We start from the raw sequence: 22,277 nt of genomic DNA, 5'->3' as shown, positions 1-22,277 counted from the left end.
CAGGATTTTTCTCTTTAATCAACTGGCTGTTTGTGTGAAGTGATTCACATCCGCCGTGTCGATGGAGGCGCATTATAGGGGGTCGTCTCAGGAAGACAAGCGGAAAAATGCATTTTTATCTCAACCGTTCATCTTTTAATCATAACGCTTATTTTTGCTGCTTTCTTATCGCCGATGGCAGGTCAGCAAGGCTATTTAACACCCAATCTGCCGCATTTTCTGCTTCGGGCGTAACGGGCTTACCAGTGCGTACCAATACTTTCGTACCAACATTTGCAGCTGCCGCCGCCTGCATATCTTCTATTTTGTCACCCACCATATAAGACGCGGCCATATCAATGTGCAGAAAATCACGCGCAGAGATAAGCATCCCGGGATGCGGTTTACGACAATCACACGCCTGACGGAACTCTTCTACGCTGCCCTGCGGATGATGCGGACAATAATAGATGCCATCCAGATCGACATCGCGGTCCGCCAGCGACCAGTCCATCCATTCGGTCAGCGTCTCGAACTGCGCTTCCGTAAATTTACCGCGCGCAATACCAGACTGGTTGGTAACAACGACAAGCGCAAAGCCCATCTTTTTCAGTTCACGCATCGCGTCAATGACGCCTTCAATAAACTCGAACTCATCGATTTCATGTACGTAACCATGATCCACATTAATAGTGCCATCACGGTCGAGGAAAATTGCGGGTACGGACTTTGCCACCTTTTATAGCTCCTGAATAAGGCATGTGCCGTTAGTATCGCATGTTTCAGCGAGCAAGAAAGTGCTCATCATCGAAAGCCTGATTGATTTAGACGTCTGGATGCCTTAACATCCATTTTGTTGACGGCTTCGACCGTATCAGGCAGAAGAAAATGCCACGGCTAACTTAATTACGATAATAAATAATCAATGATTAAACTTTCGAATATCACCAAAGTGTTCCAACAGGGGACTCGCACCATTCAGGCGCTGAACAACGTCAGCCTGCATGTCCCTGCCGGACAAATTTATGGCGTTATTGGCGCCTCCGGCGCCGGTAAAAGCACACTCATTCGCTGTGTGAATCTGCTGGAACGTCCCACGGAAGGGAGCGTATTGGTTGGCGGCCAGGAGCTGACCACCCTTTCTGAATCTGAGTTGACGAAAGCCCGTCGCCAGATTGGCATGATTTTCCAGCATTTTAACCTGTTAGCTTCACGTACCGTTTTTGGCAACGTGGCGTTGCCGCTGGAACTGGACAATACGCCGAAAGACGAGATTAAACGCCGCGTCACAGAGCTGTTGGATCTGGTAGGGCTCGGCGATAAGCACGACAGCTACCCGGCCAACCTTTCCGGCGGTCAGAAACAGCGTGTGGCGATTGCTCGCGCATTAGCCAGCAATCCCAAAGTCCTGCTGTGCGACGAGGCCACCAGCGCACTCGATCCGGCAACGACCCGTTCGATTCTGGAACTGTTGAAAGATATTAACCGTCGCCTTGGCCTGACCATTCTTCTTATTACTCATGAGATGGATGTGGTTAAGCGCATTTGCGATTGTGTCGCAGTTATCAGTAACGGAGAACTGATTGAGCAGGATACGGTCAGCGAAGTGTTCTCCCATCCAAAAACGCCGCTGGCGCAGAAGTTTATCCAGTCCACGTTGCATCTGGATATCCCGGAAGATTATCTGGAACGTTTAAAAGCGGAGCCGTATGCGGACAGCGTCCCCATGCTGCGTATGGAATTTACCGGACAATCCGTAGACGCCCCGCTGCTGTCTGAGACGGCCCGCCGCTTCAATGTGAACAACAACATTATTAGCGCGCAGATGGATTACGCAGGCGGCGTGAAGTTCGGCATTATGCTGACGGAAATGCACGGCACGCAAGAAGAGACGCAAGCCGCAATTGCCTGGTTGCAGGAACACCATGTGAAAGTAGAGGTACTGGGTTATGTCTGAGGCGATGATGTGGTTACTGGCGCGCGGCGTCTGGGAAACGCTGGCAATGACTTTTGTATCCGGCTTTTTTGGTTTTGTTATTGGTCTGCCGGTTGGCGTACTGCTGTACGTTACGCGTCCAGGGCAAATTATTGAAAACGCGAAGCTCTACCGCACACTCTCTGCGGTCGTCAATATCTTCCGTTCTATCCCGTTCATTATCTTACTGGTATGGATGATTCCGTTTACCCGTGTGATTGTCGGCACCTCCATCGGTTTGCAGGCGGCGATTGTGCCGTTAACCGTCGGCGCCGCGCCGTTTATCGCCCGCATGGTGGAAAACGCATTGCTGGAAATCCCAACCGGATTGATCGAAGCCTCCCGTGCGATGGGAGCCACGCCGCTGCAAATCGTGCGTAAGGTGCTGCTGCCGGAAGCATTACCGGGTCTGGTCAATGCCGCAACCATTACCCTGATTACTCTGGTGGGCTACTCTGCTATGGGCGGCGCCGTTGGCGCTGGCGGACTCGGTCAGATTGGCTATCAGTATGGTTACATTGGCTACAATGCTACCGTGATGAATACGGTGCTGGTATTACTGGTCGTTCTGGTTTATTTAATTCAGTTATCCGGCGATCGCATCGTTCGGGCAGTGACGCACAAGTAACATTAAACACAACACAAATGACTCATTAAGGAAATAAGCATGGCGTTCAAATTTAAAACCTTTGCGGCAGTGGGAGCCCTGATTGGTTCTCTGGCACTTGTGGGTTGCGGCCAGGATGAAAAAGATCCGAACCACATCAAAGTGGGCGTGATTGTCGGCGCTGAACAGCAGGTTGCGGAAGTCGCGCAAAAAGTAGCGAAAGAAAAATACGGTCTGGATGTTGAGCTGGTGACGTTCAACGACTACGTATTACCGAACGAAGCGTTAAGCAAAGGCGATATCGACGCGAACGCTTTCCAGCACAAGCCGTACCTGGATCAGCAGATCAAAGATCGCGGTTACAAGCTGGTTGCTGTTGGCAATACCTTTGTTTATCCGATCGCCGGTTATTCCAAAAAAATCAAATCACTTGATGAGCTACAGGATGGTTCTCAGGTAGCCGTACCAAACGATCCGACTAACCTTGGTCGTTCACTGCTGCTGTTGCAGAAAGTAGGGTTAATCAAACTGAAAGATGGCGTTGGCCTGCTGCCGACCGTTCTGGACGTGACCGAAAACCCGAAGAACCTGAAAATTGTTGAGCTGGAAGCACCGCAACTGCCGCGCTCTCTGGACGATGCGCAAATTGCCCTGGCCGTGATTAACACCACTTACGCCAGCCAGATTGACCTGACTCCGGCAAAAGACGGTATCTTCGTGGAAGATAAAGATTCCCCGTACGTTAACCTGATCGTAACGCGTGAAGACAATAAAGACGCAGAGAACGTGAAGAAATTCGTTCAGGCTTATCAGTCTGACGAAGTCTACGAAGCCGCGAATAAAGTCTTCAACGGCGGTGCTGTTAAAGGCTGGTAATTTTTAGGCGGTTTCCACAATCTGTAATATCATTCAGGACGGGCGCTTGCCCGTCTTGTCATTTATGCAAGCTCCTGATTCAATATCTGACGATTAGATCATTCATTGAGGAAATATTATGCGTGCTTTACCGATCTGTTTATTGGCACTCATGCTGGGCGGTTGTTCCATGCTAAGCAGATCCCCTGTTGAACCCGTTCAAAGCACCGCAACCCCGCCAAAAGCGGAGTCGGAAAAACCGAAAGCGCCGCGTGCCGCACCGGTCCGAATTTACACCAACGCCGAAGAGTTAGTGGGTAAACCGTTCCGCGATCTTGGCGAAGTCAGCGGTGACTCCTGCCAGGCATCTAATCAGGATTCCCCGCCGAGCATCCCGACGGCACGTAAACGCATGCAGATTAACGCCTCTAAAATGAAGGCGAATGCTGTACTGCTGCACAGCTGCGAAGTCACCAGTGGAACGCCAGGCTGCTACCGTCAGGCTGTTTGCATCGGTTCCGCCCTTAACATCTCGGCTAAATGAGCAGTTTTCAGTTCGAGCAAATAGGCGTTATTCGCTCCCCCTATAAAGAAAAGTTCGCCGTCCCGCGCCAGCCAGGTCTGGTAAAAAGCGCCGACGGCGAACTGCATCTTGTTGCGCCCTATAATCAGGCCGATGCCGTTCGCGGTCTGGAAGCGTTCAGCCATTTGTGGGTGATCTTCGTCTTTCATCAGACGATGGCTGGCGGATGGCGCCCGACGGTTCGCCCTCCCCGTCTCGGCGGCAATGCCCGGATGGGCGTCTTCGCGACCCGCTCCACCTTTCGCCCTAACCCTGTCGGCATGTCGCTGGTTGAGTTGAAAGAGATTGTCTGTCAGAAAGAGAAAGTCATCCTGACGCTGGGCAGTCTGGATCTGGTTGATGGTACGCCGGTTATTGATATCAAACCCTACCTGCCGTTTGCCGAGTCATTACCGGACGCAACGGCCAGCTACGCGCAACAGGCGCCTGTGGCAGAGATGCACGTCAGCTTCACGGCCGACATTGACCAACAGCTTTCACGGCTTGAACAACGTTACCCGCAACTGAAAACATTTATCGGCGAAGTGCTGGCGCAAGATCCGCGTCCTGCCTATCGTAAAGGTGAAGAGACCGGTAAAACGTACGCCGTCTGGCTGCACGATTTCAACGTGCGCTGGCGCGTCACCGAAGAGGGTTTTGAAGTCTTTGCGCTGGAACCCCGCTAATTTCACGCCCTTCTCTTTTGACATCCCTTTCTCGCTGGTAAACTAAATCACTTTTTTTGTGTCAGGCTCGCGTTGAGCCTGTTCGATCGTCCAACTGGAACCGTAACAACATGCGTACTAGCCAATATCTGCTCTCCACTCTGAAGGAGACACCTGCCGACGCCGAGGTTATCAGCCATCAGCTGATGCTGCGCGCCGGGATGATCCGCAAGCTCGCCTCCGGGTTATATACCTGGCTGCCGACTGGCCTGCGCGTCCTGAAAAAAGTCGAAAACATCGTGCGTGAAGAGATGAATAACGCCGGTGCCATCGAGGTGTCAATGCCAGTGGTTCAGCCTGCTGACCTGTGGCAAGAGAGTGGTCGTTGGGAACAGTACGGCCCGGAACTGCTGCGTTTTGTTGACCGTGGCGAGCGTCCGTTCGTACTCGGCCCGACTCACGAAGAAGTTATCACCGACCTGATTCGTAACGAACTCAGCTCTTACAAACAGCTGCCGCTGAACTTCTTCCAGATCCAGACCAAATTCCGTGACGAAGTACGTCCGCGTTTCGGCGTAATGCGTTCCCGCGAGTTCCTGATGAAAGACGCCTACTCTTTCCATACCTCTCAGGAATCGCTACAGGAAACTTACGACGCGATGTATGCCGCTTACAGCAAAATCTTCAGCCGTATGGGCCTGGATTTCCGCGCAGTACAGGCAGACACGGGGTCTATCGGCGGTAACGCATCCCACGAGTTCCAGGTACTGGCGCAAAGCGGTGAAGATGATGTGATCTTCTCTGATTCTTCTGACTACGCGGCTAACATTGAGTTCGCCGAAGCCGTTGCGCCGAAAGCGCCGCGCGCGGCTGCCAGCCAGGAGATGACGCTGGTTGATACGCCAAACGCGAAAACCATCGCGGAGCTGGTTGAGCAGTTCAATCTGCCGATTGAGAAAACCGTCAAAACGCTGCTGGTGAAAGCAGTTGAAGGAAGCAGCTACCCGCTGGTTGCTCTGCTGGTACGTGGCGATCACGAACTGAACGAAGTGAAAGCGGAAAAACTGCCGCAGGTTGCCAGCCCGCTGACCTTCGCCACAGAAGAAGAGATTCGTGCGCTGGTGAAAGCCGGCCCGGGTTCTCTCGGCCCGGTAAATATGCCGGTTCCGGTGGTGATCGACCGTACCGTTGCAGTAATGAGCGATTTCGCGGCAGGCGCCAACATCGACGGTAAACACTACTTCGGCATCAACTGGGATCGCGATGTCGCGACGCCAGAAGTCGCCGATATCCGTAACGTCGTGGCAGGCGATCCAAGCCCGGACGGCCAGGGCACGCTGCTGATTAAACGCGGCATCGAAGTGGGTCATATCTTCCAGCTGGGCACCAAGTATTCCGAAGCGCTGAAAGCCTCCGTACAGGGTGAAGATGGTCGTAACCAGATCCTGACGATGGGTTGCTACGGTATCGGGGTAACGCGCGTGGTGGCGGCGGCGATTGAGCAGAACTACGACGAACGCGGTATTGTATGGCCTGACGCCATTGCGCCATTCCAGGTTGCCATTCTGCCGATGAACATGCACAAGTCCTTCCGGGTGCAGGAACTGGCGGAAAAACTGTACGGTGAACTGCGCGCGCAAGGCATCGAAGTGCTGATGGATGACCGTAAAGAGCGTCCGGGCGTCATGTTCGCGGATATGGAACTGATCGGCATCCCGCACACTATCGTGCTGGGCGACCGTAACCTGGACAACGACGATATTGAATACAAATACCGTCGTAACGGCGAGAAGCAGTTGATTAAAACTGGCGAGATCGTCGATTTCCTGGTGAAAGCCATCAAAGGCTAAACACAAAAAACCCCGCATTAGCGGGGTTTTTTAATGTCCAGACGGGGTCGATACCGCAATTACTTGCTGGAACAATCCTGTCCAGGAACGAATTTAATCTCTTTATCGGCCACCAGCGTTTTTACCTGCGCGCCCGTATCCGGGTTGGCTTCCTGCGTAAAGTGGCCTTCCACCGTTAATAATACCGGTTTTTCCGCAGCGCCTCGTGCCGCCAGATAATCACGTTCCAGCTGAGCATTGTTCGCCACCGGCATGCGTTTCCCGGTAGCGCAATCGGTAAAGGTCGCCGCATCCGCCATATAGAAATACATGCCGCGCACCGGCATTGGCGTTACGGGCAAACTGGCAGACACCGACTCAAGCGTGTAATTAAACTGCGACTCAATCGGATTACCTTCACGATCAAGCATTTCCAGAGCGTCGCCTTTCGCACGATAGTAAGACTTCTCGCCTTTGCTGTCGGTCAATACCAGTTTATCGGCTGTACGCGCCCAGGTGCCATACGAGGCAAACGAAGAGGGTTCTTCACGAACGCCCTGATAACGTTCATTCATCACCCATGTTCCATCTTTTTCCAGGAACAAAGAGGTTTCGATCCCTTCACAGTCTGCGCAAGGCAATACGCCACGCCAGCTTTGCTGCATCGGTTTTAATTCTGCCGTCTGCGTCGGCTGTAGCGCCTCCACTTCAGTACGATTATTACATCCAATCAAGGCAAAGAGCGTGCATGCTGCCGCTACTGACAATATCGCTGTTTTCACCATAAATTCCTTATGAAATGTTATCCCCGCTCGTCACTCCTGAGGACGACGAACTCTACCGCGAAGCGCCTTCACTGTGGATTTTTGTGCCTTCGATGACAACCTGCGTTCTTTCGACGCGCGCGTAGGGCGGGTTGCCCGTCGGCTTTTTTGCACTGCGGTTAATTCTTTGATGACTGCCACCAGCCGGGCGATAGCCGCCTCCCGGTTGAGCTCCTGGCTGCGATACTCCTGCGCCTTAATAATAATGACGCCATCGCTGCTAATAAGGTGATGGCTGGCAGCCAACAAACGTTCCTTATAATACTCTGGCAGGCCAGAGGCCCGAATGTCAAAGCGCAAATGGATAGCCGTTGAGGTCTTATTAACGTGCTGTCCACCCGCTCCCTGCGCACGAATGGCTGTGATTTCCAGCTCATTGTCGGGAATCGAGACATTTCGGGAGATGACAATCATGAAGGCTGTTGCCATGCAGTCAGATGAATTTCCAGATTATTCTGAGAATCCGACAGCCAGATGGCGCCATCCTGAATCGTTGCCTGCAACGTCATGGTTCGGCCGGCAAAATCACTCAGTTTCGCCAGTTGCTCATCATCCAGATACCACACGGACAGGTTAGCGTACTGCGCGCATTTACTCTGGTTCTGCTGCCACCAGATTTGCGCGGCACGACTATTATAGGCAAACAGCGCAACCTCCGCAGCCTGGGTACAGGCTTTCTTAATGCGGCGCTCATCCGGCAGCCCCAGCTCAACCCATAAATCAATCCCCAGATGGTCGTTACGCAGCCATGCCTCAGGCTCATCTTCTGCGCTCAGACCACGCGTGAACTGTAGGCGCTCATCGGCATATTTAATCCAGGCCAGCAGGCGCAGCATCATGCGCTCCTGCGTTTCAGAAGGGTGACGCGCCAGCGTCAATGCCGCGTCAAGAAACTGGTTGCGGTCAAGATCCGCCACATTGACTACGGCTTTATAAATCGTCGCTTTAAGCGCCATGAGAGAACTCCTTTCGAATCAGGGACACATTGTAGCGAAATCTGCGTCAAAAGGCTGTTAACGGATGTCGTATACCTGCGCCGTCAACCTGCTGATATTGCCTGGATGGGTATGTTATAGTCACCTTGCTAAACAGAGTTTATCTTCGTAGGCTTAGACTTGCATCCACGGTTAAGTCAGAGTGCTGACAGGAGGGCATGTGGAAAAATATTGTGAGTTAATACGCAAGCGGTATGCGGAAATCGCCAGCGGAGACTTAGGGTATGTCCCGGATGCGCTGGGTTGTGTATTGAAAGTGCTTAATGAAGTGGCAACAGACGATGCCCTTTCAGAGTCGGTCAGGGAAAAGGCGGCATATGCTGCCGCGAACTTACTGGTGAGCGATTATGTCAATGAATGAAACGTATCAACCCATCAACTGCGATGATTACGACAATCTTGAGCTCGCCTGCCAGCATCATCTGTTACTGACGCTGGAACTTAAGGATGGAGAAGTTTTACAGGCAAAAGCCAACGATCTGGTGTCGCGCAAAAACGTGGAATATCTGATCGCGGATGTCGCCGGTGAAACACGCGAGCTGCGTCTGGACAAAATTACCAGCTTCAGTCATCCACAAATCGGTACTGTAATCGTCAGCGAATCCTGATTCTTTTGTTGCCGGATGGCGGTGCAAGCACCTTATCCGGCCTACTTTCCATGCGATACGTAGGCCTGATAAGCGCAGCGCCATCAGGCATTACGCGATGACGACGTCTCTTCCTTCCATTCCAGCCTGACGCCTGCTCCCTCCTCCGCCAGACCATCACAGGTAACAAAAATACCTGCGGCAGCAATCAACGTCTCGCCATAAAACAGCAGCGGCGTGGTATCCCGCCGCCAGGGCGGTACGCCCAGCTCCTGCCAGATTTTCTTTAGCTTACGCCCGCCATTGCGCCCGATAATATGCAGTAACCCAGATGCCTTAAAGCGTATGCTAACTGGCTCGTCGGCACGCGGCATGCGCAGGTCGCCTCCTGGAACAAGCCGCACCGTCCCAAGTCCAACGGGCAGCGATAACGGTGTTTGCCACGATGACCACGGGATCACCGTCGCGCTTTGGCCGGTAACGGATTTTATCCACCATAGCTGTGACTGATAACGGCGAATGTCGTACTCGCCAAAGCGCAAACAGGGAGCGGCGTCCTCACGCGCCAGCGCCACCTCCTGCCAGATACGTTCCAGCCCGTCGCGGGAAGGCATCGGCGCATGCTTCGCGGCCAGCCAACGGCGCAATAGCGCAGCACGTCGCGGGCCGCTCATCGCCATTAACGGCGCTAACTGCAATGCTCCATCAGCGGTGATACAGCCCGCTAAATCCTCTGCCAGAAGCTCATCCAGCAGGCGCTCCTGTTCTGCGCAAAGCGCGGCGCTGCGGGCTGTCGCTTCAGCAAAATGCGGCCAGCGTTGTTGCAGCAGCGGCAGCACCCTAAGGCGCAGGAAATTACGATCGTAGGCATCATCCTGATTGCTTTCATCCTCAATCCAGCGCAGCGCATAGCGTTTTGCCCACTGCTCCAGCGCCGCACGGGTTTCCCCAAGTAACGGGCGGATCAGCTGCGTTCCGGCAAACGACGAGCGTTCCCCCATAGCGGACAATCCCGCCGGGCCGCTGCCGCGCTTCAACGCCAGCAGAAACGTTTCACATTGATCGTCAAGATGCTGGGCCGTGACCAGGACTTCACCGGGATGCAGCGCCTGCGCAAAGGCTGCGTATCGCGCCTGGCGCGCCTGAGCCTCAATCCCCAGCCCCTCATCCTGAAGCTGCACTCGTCGGACAACCAGCGGCACCTGCCACTGCTGGCACACAGCCTCGCAATGCGTCACCCAGCTATCGGCATGAGAGCTTAACCCATGATGAATATGGATGGCGCGCAGCGTGACATCAGGCTGCTGTTCTCGCCATTGCACCAGTTGATGCAGCAGTACGGTAGAATCCAGCCCGCCGCTAAAGGCCACCAGAATCTGGCGGTATGGCAGGAGTGAGGCGTTCAGGGTGAGTGTTGTCATGATCATTGCTTAACTGTGGCACTGCCCGGCACGTTACCGGGCAGAAACCGTGATGACAAGCTTTACTGCTCATACAGTTCGAGCGGCAGTCCGTCTGGATCGTTGAAAAAGGTAAAACGTTTATTCGTAAACGGGTCAACGCGAACCGGCTCGCATTTAACGTTGTTCGCCTCCAGATGCGCTACCGCTTTGTCTACGTCTTCCACGCTGAACGCCAGATGCCGCAGACCGCAGGCCTCCGGTCGGCTCGGTCGCGCAGGCGGGAAGGGAAAAGAAAAAAGCTCAATCACATATTGCCCGTTTAACGCCAGGTCGCCTTTCCAGGAATCACGTTCTTCCCGGTACGCTTCACTCAACAGCGTGAAGCCCAGTACGTCACAATAAAACGTTTTGCTCGCCGCATAATTCGTCGCAATAATCGCAATATGGTGAACCTGTTTTAATCCCAGCATAGCGTCTCCTTAATGTGTTATCAGCACGTTACCCGCCTTGCCGTCGCGAGGGCAAGCCATCATGCCGTTTTTAAGACTCTCACTCGGTAAACGCCATCCTCATCCTGTTTTGCGCCATGAATATCGGTCTCAAAGCCAGGGTAATGGTGGCCGATGGAACACAGCATCAGCAGAAAATCGAGTACCGCACGGCTCGCTTCGGTGATCATCTCCCCCGGCATCAGCAACGGCACGCCAGGCGGATACGGCAGCACCATACTGGCGGAAATACGCCCCACCAGTTGATCAATCGCGATGGTCTCCACTTCGCCTTTTATCTGCCTCTGCCAGGCCTGATGCGGCGTCATTTTCATTTCGGGCAATGTGTCGAACGCCCGTAGCATCAACCCGGAAAGATCGTGCTGGCGGATCAGTTTATGGATACCCTGCGCCAGATCCTGAATCCGCATATTACGATAAAAATCTGGATCTTCGGCGTACAGATCCGGCAGCATATTTTTAACGCGCAGATTAAGATCGTAAGCGCGTTTAAACTCCGTCAGGCCGCGCAGCAACCCCATCGCCCGGGTTTTATCAATACCAATACTGAACAGGAACAGCAGGTTATAAGGCCCGGTTTTTTCTACCACCACGCCGCGCTCATCAAGGAACTTCGCCACCAGCGCGGCGGGAATCCCCTCCTCGCTCATGTTGCCCTGCTCATCCATACCGGGCGTCAAAATGGTGACTTTCACCGGATCGAGAAACATATGGTCGGCATCCGCATCGGTAAAACCGTGCCACTCCTCGCCGGGCGCAACGGGCCAGCATTCCGCTTCATCCACCTCTTCCGGTTGCCAGATATCAAAGAACCAGCCTTCTGACTCTTCGCGCAGCCGCTGTACCTCTTTGCGAAAATGAAGCGCCCGCTCCACGGAGCGATTGATCAATCGTTTACCCGGATTGCCACGCAGCATTGCCGCAGCCGTCTCAATCGACGCCACAATGGGGTAGCTTGGCGATGTTGAGGTGTGCATCATAAACGCTTCATTAAAGGTATCTTCATCGTAATCCCCTTTAATGTGAATAAGCGATGCCTGAGACAGCGCCGCCAGCATTTTATGCGTCGACTGCGTTTCGAAGATGACTTTTCCCGGCACCCGCTCGCCGCTCATCCCGCTTTTCCCCTGATAAATCGGGTGAAAATGGGTATAGGGCACCCAGGCCGAGTCGAAATGGATCGAAGGGACATCCAGCGTTTGTTTAATCCAGTTGGTGTTGTACAGCAGGCCGTCATAGGTCGAGTTGGTGATAACCGCATGTACCGGCCACTGCGCCTGCGCCGTCTCCGAAACCTTATGTTCAATACTCTCACGCGTAAATTCACGCTTAGGAATGCCCCCCAGAATACCGAGTGCGTTGCGCGTGGGTTTCAGCCAGATGGGCACCACATCGCTCATCATCAACAGGTGCGCGAGAGATTTATGGCAGTTACGGTCAATCAGCAGCGTGCTGCCCGACGGCGCCGCGTACATGCCGACAATTTTGTTCGATGTGGAGGTGCCGTTGGTCACCATATAACTCTGCTCGGCGCCGAAGGTGCGGGCAATATACTCTTCCGCCTCCAGGTGCGGCCCGGTATGGTCCAGCAGCGACCCCAGTTCGGTCACGGAAATAGACACATCCGCTTTTAGCGTATTCCCCCCGAAGAAGTCATAAAACAGACAGCCAATCGGGCTTTTCTGGTAAGCGGTTCCCGCCATATGCCCCGGCGTGCAAAAGGTGTATTTTCCCTCTTTCACATAGGTAAACAGCGCCCGGGTGAACGGCGGCGTGATGTTATCAAGGTATTCATTCGTATACTGGCGGATGCGCGTCGCAATATCTTCTGACTGGCCGAGCGCGTATTCAAAAAACCACAGTGCCATACGCATATCATGCACGCTGACATCCATCGTCGAATGCGTATTGATAAACGCATACAACGGCAGGTATTCATTTAGCTGGTTGATATCGCTACACAAATCGAGGCTGTACTCATCCCAGTCAAAAATGACGCCACAGATTCGCGGATTGTGTTCAATGAATTTCAGCAGGTCGACGCTATTTTGCGGCCAGATAATCTGAAACCCCTGCGACTGTAGGGCAAGCTCAAGTTCCTTGATGGGTTCGTCTTTATAAAAAACGCCATGCGGCCCCATGATGGCAATGATATTCATGCGTTCCTCCTGGAAAAACCTTAGCTAATCATAGCCTGGTCAAACCGCAGGTAAAAAAAAGGGCCACAAAATGTGACCCTTTTTACTCCATGTCCGATAAGCGCAAGCGCCATCGGGCATTGATGATGTTTACGCGTAGCCGTAGCTCATCAGGCGCTGATAACGACGGTTTTTCAAATCGTCTTTGCTCAACACATCGAGATCGGCCAGGTCGGCCAGCAGTTGCGCTTTCAGAGAAGCCGCCATCGCTTCCGGGTTACGGTGCGCGCCACCCAGCGGTTCCTGAATGATGGAATCAATCAGCTTCAGCTCTTTCAGGCGCGGCGCGATAATACCCATCGCTTCTGCGGCCAGCGGCGCTTTGTCCGCGCTTTTCCACAGAATGGACGCACAGCCTTCCGGGGAGATAACGGAATAGGTGCTGTACTGCAACATATTCACTTTATCGCCCACGCCAATCGCCAGCGCGCCGCCGGAACCCCCTTCGCCGATAACGGTACAAATCACCGGTACGCTCAGGCGTGACATTTCACGCAGGTTACGTGCGATCGCTTCAGACTGACCGCGTTCTTCCGCGCCCACGCCAGGGTAAGCGCCAGGGGTGTCGATAAAGGTAATGATCGGCATGTTGAAACGCTCAGCCATTTCCATCAGACGCAGCGCTTTGCGATACCCTTCAGGTGCCGGCATGCCGAAGTTACGACGGATTTTCTCTTTCGTTTCACGGCCTTTCTGATGACCAATAATCATCACTGGACGACCATCCAGACGCGCGATGCCGCCGACGATAGCTTTATCATCCGCATAGGCGCGATCGCCCGCCAGTTCGTCAAATTCATCAAACGCCAGGCGAACATAATCCAGGGTGTATGGACGTTGCGGATGGCGCGCCAGTTGAGCAACCTGCCATGCGCCAAGATCGGCAAAGATTTTGCGCGTCAGTTCTACGCTTTTTTCACGCAGACGATGCACTTCTTCATCGATATTAATATCCAGTTTCTCGTCCTGGCGGCTTACCGCTGTCAGAGAATCGATTTTCGCTTCCAGCTCTGCAATCGGCTGTTCAAAATCAAGGAAATTCAGACTCATAGTATTCCTGTATTAGTCAAACTCCAGTTCCACCTGCTCCGAACCAATGAGGCCACGGAGATCGTTTAGCAAACGATCGCTCGGAGAGACACGCCACGTCGCGCCAAAACGCAACCGCGCGCGTGCATCCGCCCTCTGATAGTAGAGATGTACTGGAATTGTCCCCGAGCGGTGGGGTTCCAGAGACTGACGGAGTCGGTTTAAAAGCTGGTCATCAATTTGCCTGTCCGTCAGCGAGATAGCAAGCCCGCGAGCATATTTTTCCCGGGCTTCGTCAATATCCATGACTTCACGGGCCATCATTTTAAGCCCGCCGCTGAAGTCATCAAAGCTGACCTGTCCGCTGACGATAAGTATGCGGTCTTTTTCCAGCAATTGCTGATATTTATCCAGAGCGTCGGTAAACAGCATAACTTCCAGACGTCCAGAGCGGTCATCCAGCGTACAGATGCCGATACGATTGCCGCGCTTGGTGACCATAACCCTTGCAGCAATCACGAGCCCCGCAGCCGTGGTGACTTTACCACGTTCTGTCGGATGCATGTCTTTCAGCCGGTAGCCTCCGACATAGCGCTCAATTTCTTTTAAATACTGATTGATAGGGTGTCCCGTCAGGTAAAGCCCCAACGTTTCACGTTCCCCGTCCAGCACCACCTGTTCCGGCCACGGCTGGCAGCTGGCATAGGATTGTTCAATTTGTTCCGGCTCTTCCGCCAGTACGCCAAACATATCCGCCTGTCCGATCGCTTCCGCTTTGGCATGCTGATCGGCGGCTTTCAGCGCGTCGCCCAGCGAGTTCATCAGCGCGGCGCGGTGCGGCCCAAGGCGGTCAAACGCCCCGGACATAATCAGTTTTTCCAGTACCCGGCGGTTGAGCTTTTTCGTGTCCGTGCGGGCACATAAATCAAACAGCTCGCGGAAGTAACCGTCTTTATTGCGCGCCTCGATGATAGCTTCAATCGGGCCTTCACCCACGCCTTTGATCGCGCCGATGCCGTAAACAATTTCGCCGTCGTCGTTAACGTGGAAGTGATACAGTCCTGAGTTGATATCCGGCGGCAGGATTTTAAGTCCCATGCGCCAGCATTCATCCACCAGACCGACCACTTTTTCGGTGTTGTCCATATCGGCGGTCATTACCGCCGCCATAAACTCTGCCGGGTAGTGCGCTTTCAGCCACAGCGTCTGGTAAGACACCAGCGCATAGGCGGCGGAGTGCGATTTGTTAAACCCGTACCCGGCGAACTTTTCCACCAGGTCGAAGATTTTTATCGCCAGCTCGCCGTCGATGCCGTTCTTTCTGGCGCCCTCTTCAAAGACGGAACGTTGTTTCGCCATCTCTTCCGGCTTTTTCTTACCCATCGCACGACGCAGCATATCCGCGCCGCCAAGGGTGTAACCGGAAAGCACCTGGGCAATCTGCATAACCTGTTCCTGGTACAGGATGATGCCGTAGGTCGGCTCCAGTACGGGTTTCAGGCTTTCATGCTGCCATTGCACGTCTGGATAGGAAATCTCTTCACGGCCATGCTTACGGTCGATGAAGTTATCCACCATGCCCGACTGCAACGGGCCGGGGCGGAACAACGCCACCAGCGCGATCATATCTTCGAAGCAGTCAGGTTGCAGACGCTTAATCAGATCTTTCATGCCGCGGGATTCAAGCTGGAAGACCGCCGTGGTTTCCGAGCGTTGCAGCATGTCGAAACTTTTCTTGTCATCCAGCGGGATCGCCGCGATATCCAACGGCGGTTCGCCATTCTTCTCGCGGCGGGCGTTGATCATCTCCAGCGCCCAGTTAATGATGGTGAGCGTGCGCAGCCCCAGGAAGTCGAATTTGACCAGCCCGGCGTATTCCACGTCGTTTTTATCAAACTGCGTTACCGGGTGCTGACCAGCCTCATCACAGTACAGCGGCGCAAAATCGGTGATTTTGGTCGGCGCGATAACCACGCCACCGGCGTGCTTACCGGCGTTACGCGTGACGCCTTCCAGCTTGCGCGCCATATCGATCAGCGCTTTAACTTCCTCATCCGCCTCGTAAATTTCCGGCAGTTGCGGTTCCGCCTCAAACGCTTTCGCCAGCGTCATGCCCGGGTCAGGCGGCACCAGCTTCGAGATACGATCCACGAAACCATATGGGTGCCCCAGCACGCGCCCCACGTCGCGGATAACCGCTTTCGCCGCCATCGTACCGAAGGTAATAATCTGAGATACCGCATCGCGACCGTACATGTCCGCGACGTGTTCGATAACCTGGTCGCGTTTCTCCATACAGAAGTCAACGTCGAAGTCAGGCATGGAGACACGTTCCGGGTTAAGGAAACGTTCGAACAGCAGGTCGAATTCCAGCGGATCAAGGTCGGTAATTTTCAGCGCATAGGCCACCAGCGACCCCGCACCGGAACCGCGCCCCGGCCCTACCGGTACGCCGTTATCTTTCGACCACTGGATAAACTCCATCACGATGAGGAAGTAGCCTGGGAACCCCATCTGGTTAATAACCTGAAGTTCAATGTCCAGACGTTCGTCATAGGGGGGACGCTTCTCTTTACGCACCGCTTCGTCAGGGAACAGGAATTCGAGACGTTCTTCCAGACCCTCTTTCGATTTCTTGACCAGGAAGTCTTCGGTGGTCATGTCGCCCGTCGGAAACTGCGGCAGGAAGTATTCGCCCAGACGGACGGTCACGTTACAGCGTTTGGCAATCTCAACGCTGTTTTCCAGCGCTTCCGGGATGTCGGAGAACAGTTCGCACATCTCGTCTTCGCTACGCATATATTGCTGTGGCGAATAGTTACGCGGGCGTTTAGGATCATCGAGCGTAAAACCATCGTGAATAGCCACGCGGATTTCGTGCGCGTCAAAGTCCTCGCTGTTAATAAAGCGGACATCATTCGTTGCGACAACCGGCAAGCCACGCGTTTCCGCCAGTTCAACCGCCGCATGCAGATACGTTTCCTCATCCTGCCGACCCGTGCGGATCAGCTCCAGATAGTAGCGGTCGGAGAAATGTTCTTCATAGAAGGCGACGCATTCGTCCACTAGCGCACTGTTGCCGCGCAACAAACTGCGGCCCACATCGCCCATCCGGCCACCGGAAAGCAAAATCAGACCGTCTTTTAATTCAGTCAGCCATTCCCTGTCGATCACCGGCCCTTCTGCGCCGTAGCCACGCTGATAGGCTTTTGAGATCAACAGAGTAAGATTCTGATAGCCCGTATTATTTGCCGCCAGCACGGTCAACTGGCAGAGTTCATCTCCCAGCGGAGTGCCGCGAACATGGAAATCAGCGCCGACAATGGGCTTAATCCCTGCGCCGTGGCCCGTTCCGTAGAACTTCACCAGACCGCAAAGGTTAGTAAAATCGGTGATCGCCAGCGCAGGCATGCCTAACGCGGCCGCCTTTTTTACCAGCGGCCCGGTTTTCGCCAGCCCATCGATCATGGAGTAGTCGCTGTGCACCCGCAGGTGGACGAAACGTGGTTCAGACATCTTCAGATTCCCGTTTACTTAATCTCGACACAAGAATCAGGACGCAAGTCCCAGGGCGCGTTTGACAGGAGCAAAACTACGTCGATGATGCTCCGTCGCACCATGTTCAGCAAGCGCCGCCAGATGAAAAGCGGTCGGATACCCTTTGTGCTGGGCAAAACCATACTGTGGGAAAATACCGTCCAGCGCCGCCATTTCGGCATCGCGCGTCACTTTCGCAATAATAGATGCCGCGCTGATCTCCGCCACACGGCTGTCGCCTTTCACCACCGCCATAGAGGGCACGGGCAGTGCCGGACAGCGGTTGCCGTCAATCAGCACATATTCCGGCGCAATATTCAAACCGGCAACGGCGCGCTGCATCGCCAGCATCGTGGCGTGCAAAATATTTAGTTCATCAATTTCATGAGGTTCCGCGCGTCCCAGACTCCAGCTTAACGCTTTTTCTTTGATTTCATCATACAGCGCCAGACGGCGCTTTTCTGAGAGCTTCTTGGAATCATTGAGACCCACGATTGGGCGAGCCGGATCGAGGATCACAGCGGCCGTCACCACCGCGCCGACCAGCGGGCCGCGTCCAACTTCATCCACACCCGCGACCAACTGCGTATGCGGATAAACAAATTCGATCATTGTGCTAACTCCAGGACAGCGTCCGCCGCTTGCTCATCGGCATTGCAACGGATTTGCTGGTGCAACTCGCGGAAGGTATCATGCATCGCATGGCTGGTTTTGCCATTCGCCAGCAGCGGCAGCAAGGCTTCTGCAAGCGCATACGGCTCACACTCGTCCTGCAACAGCTCTTTGACTAATTCTCTTCCCGCCAGCAGATTAGGCAGCGAAACATAATCGGTCTTTACCAGGCGCTTCGCCAGCCAGAAGGTAAAGGGTTTCATCCGATACCCCACCACCATCGGGCATTTCGCCAGCATACACTCCAGCGCCGCCGTACCAGACGCCAGCAATGCGGCGTCGCTGGCCACCATCGCTTCACGCCCCATTCCGTCGAGCAGATGCACGGAAAGCTCCGGCGCAACCTCAGCTTTAATGCGCTCGAACTGCTCGCGGCGTTTGGCGTTCACCAGCGGTACGACAACTTCAAGGTCAGGATAGGTCTGACGCAGCAGCTGCGCGGTTTTCAGGAAGTCCGCGCTGAGCATCTCCACTTCCGCGCCACGGCTACCGGGCAGTAGCGCCAGGCAGTGTGCATCATGCGAGATTCCCAGCACATTACGCGCGGCGTTTTTATCCGGATCCAGCGGCATAGCGTCCGCCATCGTATGCCCGATAAAACGGCATGGCACGTTAAACTTGTCGTAAAACGCTTTTTCGAAAGGCAGAAAAGCCAGCACCATATTGGTGGATCTGCCTATTTTGAAAACGCGTTTCTGTCGCCACGCCCAGACGGACGGACTGACATAATGGATGGTTTTTATACCCTGCTTTTTCAGGTTGCCTTCAAGGGTAATATTGAAGTCCGGCGCATCAATGCCGACAAAAACATCCGGCTGAAGCTCAGTAAAGCGGCGGGTCAAATCGGCACGAATATGCAATAAGCGACGCAGACGACCAAGCACTTCAACAATGCCCATTACCGCCAGCTCTTCCATCTCATACCAGGCTTCGCAGCCCTCAGCCTGCATACGCGGCCCCGCCACGCCGACGAAACGCGCGTTGGGCACACGCGTCTTCAGCGCGCGAATTAAGCCTGCACCAAGAATATCGCCGGAGGTTTCTCCGGCGACCAGGGCTATCGTTAAGGGACGCTGTTCCGCCATTAACGAATCAGACCGCGCGTTGAGCGGGCAAAGAAATCGCTAAAGAGTTGCACTTCCGGGTACTGCTTCGCCAGTTCGGCAATTTCCGGTTTAGCTTCATCCAGCGTTTTGCCGCTGCGGTACAACGCTTTGTAAGCGTTGCGGATCGCGGTGATCGCTTCGCGGGTGAAACCGCGACGCTTCAGCCCTTCGATGTTGACGCCAAACGGCGTCGCGTGATTGCCCTGAGCAATAACGTACGGCGGAACGTCCTGAGCAACGCCAGAACAGCCGCCAACCATCACATGCGCGCCAATGGTGCAGAACTGGTGCACTGCGGTCATGCCGCCGATGATGACAAAATCATCCAACGAAACGTGGCCCGCAAGCGTAGCGTTATTGGCCAGAATACAGCGGTTGCCTACTGTACAATCGTGCGCCACATGGGCATTGATCATCAGTAAGTTATCGCTGCCCACCTTCGTCAACCCACCACCCTGCACTGTGCCACGATGAATGGTGACGCTTTCGCGAATGCGGTTACGATCGCCAATTTCCACACGGGTCGGTTCGCCAGCATATTTCAGATCCTGGTTTACTTCACCGATGGAGGCGAACTGATAAATCTCGTTATCGCGACCAATTTTTGTATGGCCATTCACGACAACGTGAGACTTCAGTACGGTACCCTCACCAATTTCGACATGGGGTCCAACAATACAAAAAGGACCAATATGAACATTAGCGCTAATACAGGCGCCATCTTCCACAATGGCAGTTGGATGAATAAAGGCGGATTTATCAATCACGTATCAGGCCTCCCGGCTACGAGCACACATCATGGTTGCTTCGCACACAACTTTGCCATCGACCAGAGCAACCCCTTTAAAGCGGGTCAGGCCACGGCGCGTTTTCTCGAAAGTCACTTCCATGATCATCTGATCGCCAGGCACGACAGGACGCTTAAAGCGCGCTTCGTCAATACCCGCGAAGTAATACAGTTCACCCGGCTCCAGTTTTCCAACGCTTTTAAACGCCAGAATCCCTGTTGCCTGCGCCATCGCTTCCAGAATCAGCACACCCGGAAAAATCGGTTTACCCGGGAAATGGCCCTGGAAGAAAGGCTCATTTACGGAGACATTCTTCACTGCGCGCAGAAAACGACCTTCTTCAAAGTCCAGCACACGGTCAACCAGCAAAAACGGAAAACGGTGCGGCAGAAGTTCTAAAATCTCTTCAATATGCAGAGTATGAGTGTTAGTAGTCAAAATACTCTTCCTGTCCAAATATACTAAAAGGCAATAATAACACGGCCTGCCGCAATCATATGAATGTGACAGGCCGTAAAAGGATGGCACTACAGGTGGAACGCTAGTCTTGTTGATTAACCTTGCGCTCAATCGCTTTGAGACGCTTGCTCATATCATCAATGTTCATCACCAGTGCAGCGGTTTTACGCCATACTTTGTTAGGCTGCAACGGAATGCCTGAAGAATAGACGCCAGGCTCAGTGATAGGACGCATGACCATCCCCATACCCGTCACCGTGACTTTATCGCATATTTCCATATGCCCGTTAATCACGCTGGCCCCGCCAATCATGCAGTAACGGCCAATCTTCAGGCTGCCCGCCATAATGACGCCACCGGCAACCGCCGTATTGTCGCCAATCACAACGTTATGTGCAATCTGGCACTGGTTATCAATGATAACGCCGTTGCCGATCACTGTGTCATCCAGCGCGCCACGGTCAATCGTCGTACAGGCGCCGATCTCAACACGATCGCCAATAATGACGCGACCAAGCTGCGGGATCTTCACCCAGTTACCCCGATCGTTAGCGTAACCAAAACCGTCTGCGCCGACGACAGTGCTCGACTGGATCAGGCAATTCTCACCGATCTGAATGTCGTGGTAAATCGTTACATTCGCCCACAGACGCGAACCTGCACCGATTTTTGTGTTTTTCCCGACGAAGCAACCTGCGCCGATAATCACGTTATCGCCCAGTTCTACGCCAGACTCAATTACCGCATTCGCGCCAACTGAAACATTGTTACCCAGCGTCGCTGTCGCATCGATCGCTGCACTCGGTGCAATATTCTGCGCAGGCTGCGGCGTGGTATCTAAAATTTGCGCCATTCGCGCATACGTCAGGTAGGGGTTCTTCACTACCAGCGCAGCACTCTTAGCAAAAGGAAGATCGTCCTGCGTCATGACAACGGCAGAAGCCTGGCATACGCCTAAGTGTTCACGGTATTTAGGATTCACCATGAACGTGATGTGGCCTGTTTGCGCAGATTGCATGGACGCAACGCCGGTGATGACGATATCGCCATCACCGTGTAATTCTGCATCCAACTGCTCTGCTAAATCAGCCAGTCGAATTGAAGGCATTACTTATTTAACCTGTTTCAGTACGTCAGCAGTGATGTCTTTCACGTCGCTGCTGTTATAAGCAACGGTGTTGGCATCAACGACCAGATCGATGCTCTGGCTGTTAGCAACGGATTTCACAGCAGTCTGGATACGGGTAACCAGTTTGCCACGCTCTTCGTTGGAACGACGCGCGCGATCCTGTTCAAAAGCCTGGGCTTTCTGAGAGAAAGTCTGGCGTTGAGCCATCACGTCTTTTTCCAGTTTAGTACGTTCGCTACCTGCTTTCATGGACTGCAAACGCTGCATTTTAGATTGCAGATCGGTTTCCATACGCTGCAATTCGCTGGCACGGCCTTTGAACTCGTTTTCCAGCGTGTTAGAAACACCCGTCTTCTGTGCGACCTGTTGGAACAGGCTACCCATATTAACGATCGCAATTTTGTCAGCAGCCTGTGCGGACGTTACCATCGCTAAACCGAGACCTGCAGCTAATAACCACTTTTTCACAATAAACTCCTTACCATCCCATTTGTGCCCGCAGGCACAGTTCTTTGCGTGGCCAGGCGATCTCAGACGAGATCGCCAAAAGTCATCGCTACACTACCATT

Annotated in this window: 23 protein-coding genes; 8 read left to right on the top strand and 15 right to left on the bottom strand. The window is 53.7% G+C overall.

Annotation, left to right across the window (positions count from 1 at the left end; translation table 11 throughout):
• Positions 1–148 precede the first annotated feature (148 nt).
• Positions 149–715 (bottom strand): D-glycero-beta-D-manno-heptose 1,7-bisphosphate 7-phosphatase, encoded by a 567-nt coding sequence (gene gmhB, locus OGV83_RS21550; protein ID WP_047458784.1) that lies wholly within the window; start codon positions 713–715, stop codon positions 149–151.
• 189 nt (positions 716–904) lie between these two features.
• On the opposite strand from gmhB, the gene metN reads away from it, so the two are divergent.
• The 6 genes from metN to proS all read left to right on the top strand — a co-directional run bounded on the left by metN (position 905) and on the right by proS (position 6,493).
• Positions 905–1,936, top strand: coding sequence for a methionine ABC transporter ATP-binding protein MetN (gene metN / locus OGV83_RS21545; protein WP_012133957.1), 1,032 nt, complete (start codon positions 905–907; stop codon positions 1,934–1,936).
• On the top strand, positions 1,929–2,582 hold the full coding sequence (locus OGV83_RS21540) for a methionine ABC transporter permease MetI (RefSeq protein ID WP_012133958.1): 654 nt from the start codon (positions 1,929–1,931) through the stop codon (positions 2,580–2,582). Before metN ends, OGV83_RS21540 begins: the two co-directional genes overlap by 8 nt.
• Before the next feature lie 39 nt (positions 2,583–2,621).
• Entirely contained in the window at positions 2,622–3,437 is an 816-nt protein-coding gene (gene metQ, locus OGV83_RS21535; RefSeq protein ID WP_012133959.1) for a methionine ABC transporter substrate-binding lipoprotein MetQ, read from the top strand.
• A 118-nt stretch (positions 3,438–3,555) separates the two neighbouring features.
• On the top strand, positions 3,556–3,960 hold the full coding sequence (rcsF, locus tag OGV83_RS21530) for an envelope stress sensor lipoprotein RcsF (protein ID WP_012133960.1): 405 nt from the start codon (positions 3,556–3,558) through the stop codon (positions 3,958–3,960).
• Complete coding sequence (gene tsaA / locus OGV83_RS21525; protein WP_286464565.1) at positions 3,957–4,664, top strand: tRNA (N6-threonylcarbamoyladenosine(37)-N6)-methyltransferase TrmO; 708 nt, start codon at positions 3,957–3,959, stop codon at positions 4,662–4,664. The genes rcsF and tsaA overlap by 4 nt, the downstream gene beginning before the upstream one ends.
• 110 nt (positions 4,665–4,774) lie before the next feature.
• Complete coding sequence (gene proS / locus OGV83_RS21520; protein WP_012133963.1) at positions 4,775–6,493, top strand: proline--tRNA ligase; 1,719 nt, start codon at positions 4,775–4,777, stop codon at positions 6,491–6,493.
• A gap of 59 nt (positions 6,494–6,552) precedes the next feature.
• On the opposite strand, the gene nlpE is transcribed toward proS, so the two are convergent.
• The 3 genes from nlpE to OGV83_RS21505 are packed head-to-tail and all read right to left on the bottom strand — an operon-like array spanning position 6,553 to position 8,252.
• Positions 6,553–7,257: an envelope stress response activation lipoprotein NlpE gene (gene nlpE / locus OGV83_RS21515; protein WP_012133964.1), complete on the bottom strand. Its 705-nt coding sequence runs from the start codon at positions 7,255–7,257 to the stop codon at positions 6,553–6,555.
• A 30-nt stretch (positions 7,258–7,287) separates the two neighbouring features.
• The gene (arfB, locus tag OGV83_RS21510; protein ID WP_012133965.1) at positions 7,288–7,710 is read right to left on the bottom strand and encodes an alternative ribosome rescue aminoacyl-tRNA hydrolase ArfB; all 423 of its coding nucleotides are present in this window, start codon (positions 7,708–7,710) and stop codon (positions 7,288–7,290) included.
• On the bottom strand, positions 7,707–8,252 hold the full coding sequence (locus OGV83_RS21505; protein ID WP_047458789.1) for a YaeQ family protein: 546 nt from the start codon (positions 8,250–8,252) through the stop codon (positions 7,707–7,709). The genes arfB and OGV83_RS21505 overlap by 4 nt, the downstream gene beginning before the upstream one ends.
• Positions 8,253–8,451: 199 nt before the next feature.
• On the opposite strand from OGV83_RS21505, the gene OGV83_RS21500 reads away from it, so the two are divergent.
• Positions 8,452–8,652, top strand: coding sequence for a YaeP family protein (locus OGV83_RS21500; RefSeq protein ID WP_200097061.1), 201 nt, complete (start codon positions 8,452–8,454; stop codon positions 8,650–8,652).
• Positions 8,639–8,899: a Rho-binding antiterminator gene (gene rof, locus OGV83_RS21495; RefSeq protein ID WP_024130681.1), complete on the top strand. Its 261-nt coding sequence runs from the start codon at positions 8,639–8,641 to the stop codon at positions 8,897–8,899. Before OGV83_RS21500 ends, rof begins: the two co-directional genes overlap by 14 nt.
• 83 nt (positions 8,900–8,982) lie before the next feature.
• Here rof and tilS read toward each other — a convergent pair whose 3' ends face one another.
• The 11 genes from tilS to skp all read right to left on the bottom strand — a co-directional run bounded on the left by tilS (position 8,983) and on the right by skp (position 22,176).
• Positions 8,983–10,299: a tRNA lysidine(34) synthetase TilS gene (tilS, locus tag OGV83_RS21490; protein WP_058668595.1), complete on the bottom strand. Its 1,317-nt coding sequence runs from the start codon at positions 10,297–10,299 to the stop codon at positions 8,983–8,985.
• A gap of 62 nt (positions 10,300–10,361) precedes the next feature.
• The gene (locus OGV83_RS21485) at positions 10,362–10,751 is read right to left on the bottom strand and encodes a VOC family protein (RefSeq protein ID WP_199976536.1); all 390 of its coding nucleotides are present in this window, start codon (positions 10,749–10,751) and stop codon (positions 10,362–10,364) included.
• A 59-nt stretch (positions 10,752–10,810) separates the two neighbouring features.
• A complete protein-coding gene (gene ldcC / locus OGV83_RS21480) occupies positions 10,811–12,949 on the bottom strand; it encodes a lysine decarboxylase LdcC (RefSeq protein WP_199976532.1) in 2,139 nt (712 codons plus the stop codon).
• A 129-nt stretch (positions 12,950–13,078) separates the two neighbouring features.
• Entirely contained in the window at positions 13,079–14,038 is a 960-nt protein-coding gene (accA, locus tag OGV83_RS21475; protein WP_012133972.1) for an acetyl-CoA carboxylase carboxyl transferase subunit alpha, read from the bottom strand.
• A 12-nt stretch (positions 14,039–14,050) separates the two neighbouring features.
• The gene (gene dnaE / locus OGV83_RS21470) at positions 14,051–17,533 is read right to left on the bottom strand and encodes a DNA polymerase III subunit alpha (RefSeq protein ID WP_024130683.1); all 3,483 of its coding nucleotides are present in this window, start codon (positions 17,531–17,533) and stop codon (positions 14,051–14,053) included.
• A 36-nt stretch (positions 17,534–17,569) separates the two neighbouring features.
• Positions 17,570–18,166: a ribonuclease HII gene (gene rnhB / locus OGV83_RS21465; RefSeq protein ID WP_286464564.1), complete on the bottom strand. Its 597-nt coding sequence runs from the start codon at positions 18,164–18,166 to the stop codon at positions 17,570–17,572.
• Positions 18,163–19,311 carry a lipid-A-disaccharide synthase gene (gene lpxB / locus OGV83_RS21460; protein ID WP_286464562.1) on the bottom strand — a complete coding sequence of 383 codons (1,149 nt, stop codon included), beginning with the start codon at positions 19,309–19,311 and terminating at the stop codon, positions 18,163–18,165. The genes rnhB and lpxB overlap by 4 nt, the downstream gene beginning before the upstream one ends.
• A complete protein-coding gene (lpxA, locus tag OGV83_RS21455; RefSeq protein ID WP_286464560.1) occupies positions 19,311–20,099 on the bottom strand; it encodes an acyl-ACP--UDP-N-acetylglucosamine O-acyltransferase in 789 nt (262 codons plus the stop codon). Before lpxA ends, lpxB begins: the two co-directional genes overlap by 1 nt.
• Positions 20,100–20,102: 3 nt before the next feature.
• Entirely contained in the window at positions 20,103–20,558 is a 456-nt protein-coding gene (gene fabZ / locus OGV83_RS21450; protein ID WP_003018528.1) for a 3-hydroxyacyl-ACP dehydratase FabZ, read from the bottom strand.
• Positions 20,559–20,661: 103 nt separating this feature from the next.
• Positions 20,662–21,687 carry a UDP-3-O-(3-hydroxymyristoyl)glucosamine N-acyltransferase gene (gene lpxD, locus OGV83_RS21445; protein WP_012133978.1) on the bottom strand — a complete coding sequence of 342 codons (1,026 nt, stop codon included), beginning with the start codon at positions 21,685–21,687 and terminating at the stop codon, positions 20,662–20,664.
• A 3-nt stretch (positions 21,688–21,690) separates the two neighbouring features.
• Complete coding sequence (gene skp / locus OGV83_RS21440; protein WP_024130685.1) at positions 21,691–22,176, bottom strand: molecular chaperone Skp; 486 nt, start codon at positions 22,174–22,176, stop codon at positions 21,691–21,693.
• Positions 22,177–22,277 lie beyond the last annotated feature (101 nt).

Source organism: Citrobacter sp. CK189, from assembly GCF_030333505.1.
In the GTDB taxonomy this organism is placed as follows: Bacteria; Pseudomonadota; Gammaproteobacteria; order Enterobacterales; family Enterobacteriaceae; genus Citrobacter_B; species Citrobacter_B koseri.
This window is presented reverse-complemented; position numbering and strand designations above follow the sequence as displayed.

Bases quoted from the DNA above. Each gene is read 5' to 3' on its own strand.
- metN (WP_012133957.1), top strand. From the start codon at position 905: ATGATTAAACTTTCGAATATCACCAAAGTGTTCCAACAGGGGACTCGC.
- OGV83_RS21540 (WP_012133958.1), top strand. From the start codon at position 1,929: ATGTCTGAGGCGATGATGTGGTTACTGGCGCGCGGCGTCTGGGAAACG.
- metQ (WP_012133959.1), top strand. From the start codon at position 2,622: ATGGCGTTCAAATTTAAAACCTTTGCGGCAGTGGGAGCCCTGATTGGT.
- rcsF (WP_012133960.1), top strand. From the start codon at position 3,556: ATGCGTGCTTTACCGATCTGTTTATTGGCACTCATGCTGGGCGGTTGT.
- tsaA (WP_286464565.1), top strand. From the start codon at position 3,957: ATGAGCAGTTTTCAGTTCGAGCAAATAGGCGTTATTCGCTCCCCCTAT.
- proS (WP_012133963.1), top strand. From the start codon at position 4,775: ATGCGTACTAGCCAATATCTGCTCTCCACTCTGAAGGAGACACCTGCC.
- nlpE (WP_012133964.1), bottom strand. From the start codon at position 7,257: ATGGTGAAAACAGCGATATTGTCAGTAGCGGCAGCATGCACGCTCTTT.
- arfB (WP_012133965.1), bottom strand. From the start codon at position 7,710: ATGATTGTCATCTCCCGAAATGTCTCGATTCCCGACAATGAGCTGGAA.
- OGV83_RS21505 (WP_047458789.1), bottom strand. From the start codon at position 8,252: ATGGCGCTTAAAGCGACGATTTATAAAGCCGTAGTCAATGTGGCGGAT.
- rof (WP_024130681.1), top strand. From the start codon at position 8,639: ATGTCAATGAATGAAACGTATCAACCCATCAACTGCGATGATTACGAC.
- tilS (WP_058668595.1), bottom strand. From the start codon at position 10,299: ATGACAACACTCACCCTGAACGCCTCACTCCTGCCATACCGCCAGATT.
- OGV83_RS21485 (WP_199976536.1), bottom strand. From the start codon at position 10,751: ATGCTGGGATTAAAACAGGTTCACCATATTGCGATTATTGCGACGAAT.
- ldcC (WP_199976532.1), bottom strand. From the start codon at position 12,949: ATGAATATCATTGCCATCATGGGGCCGCATGGCGTTTTTTATAAAGAC.
- accA (WP_012133972.1), bottom strand. From the start codon at position 14,038: ATGAGTCTGAATTTCCTTGATTTTGAACAGCCGATTGCAGAGCTGGAA.
- dnaE (WP_024130683.1), bottom strand. From the start codon at position 17,533: ATGTCTGAACCACGTTTCGTCCACCTGCGGGTGCACAGCGACTACTCC.
- rnhB (WP_286464564.1), bottom strand. From the start codon at position 18,166: ATGATCGAATTTGTTTATCCGCATACGCAGTTGGTCGCGGGTGTGGAT.
- lpxB (WP_286464562.1), bottom strand. From the start codon at position 19,311: ATGGCGGAACAGCGTCCCTTAACGATAGCCCTGGTCGCCGGAGAAACC.
- lpxD (WP_012133978.1), bottom strand. From the start codon at position 21,687: ATGCCTTCAATTCGACTGGCTGATTTAGCAGAGCAGTTGGATGCAGAA.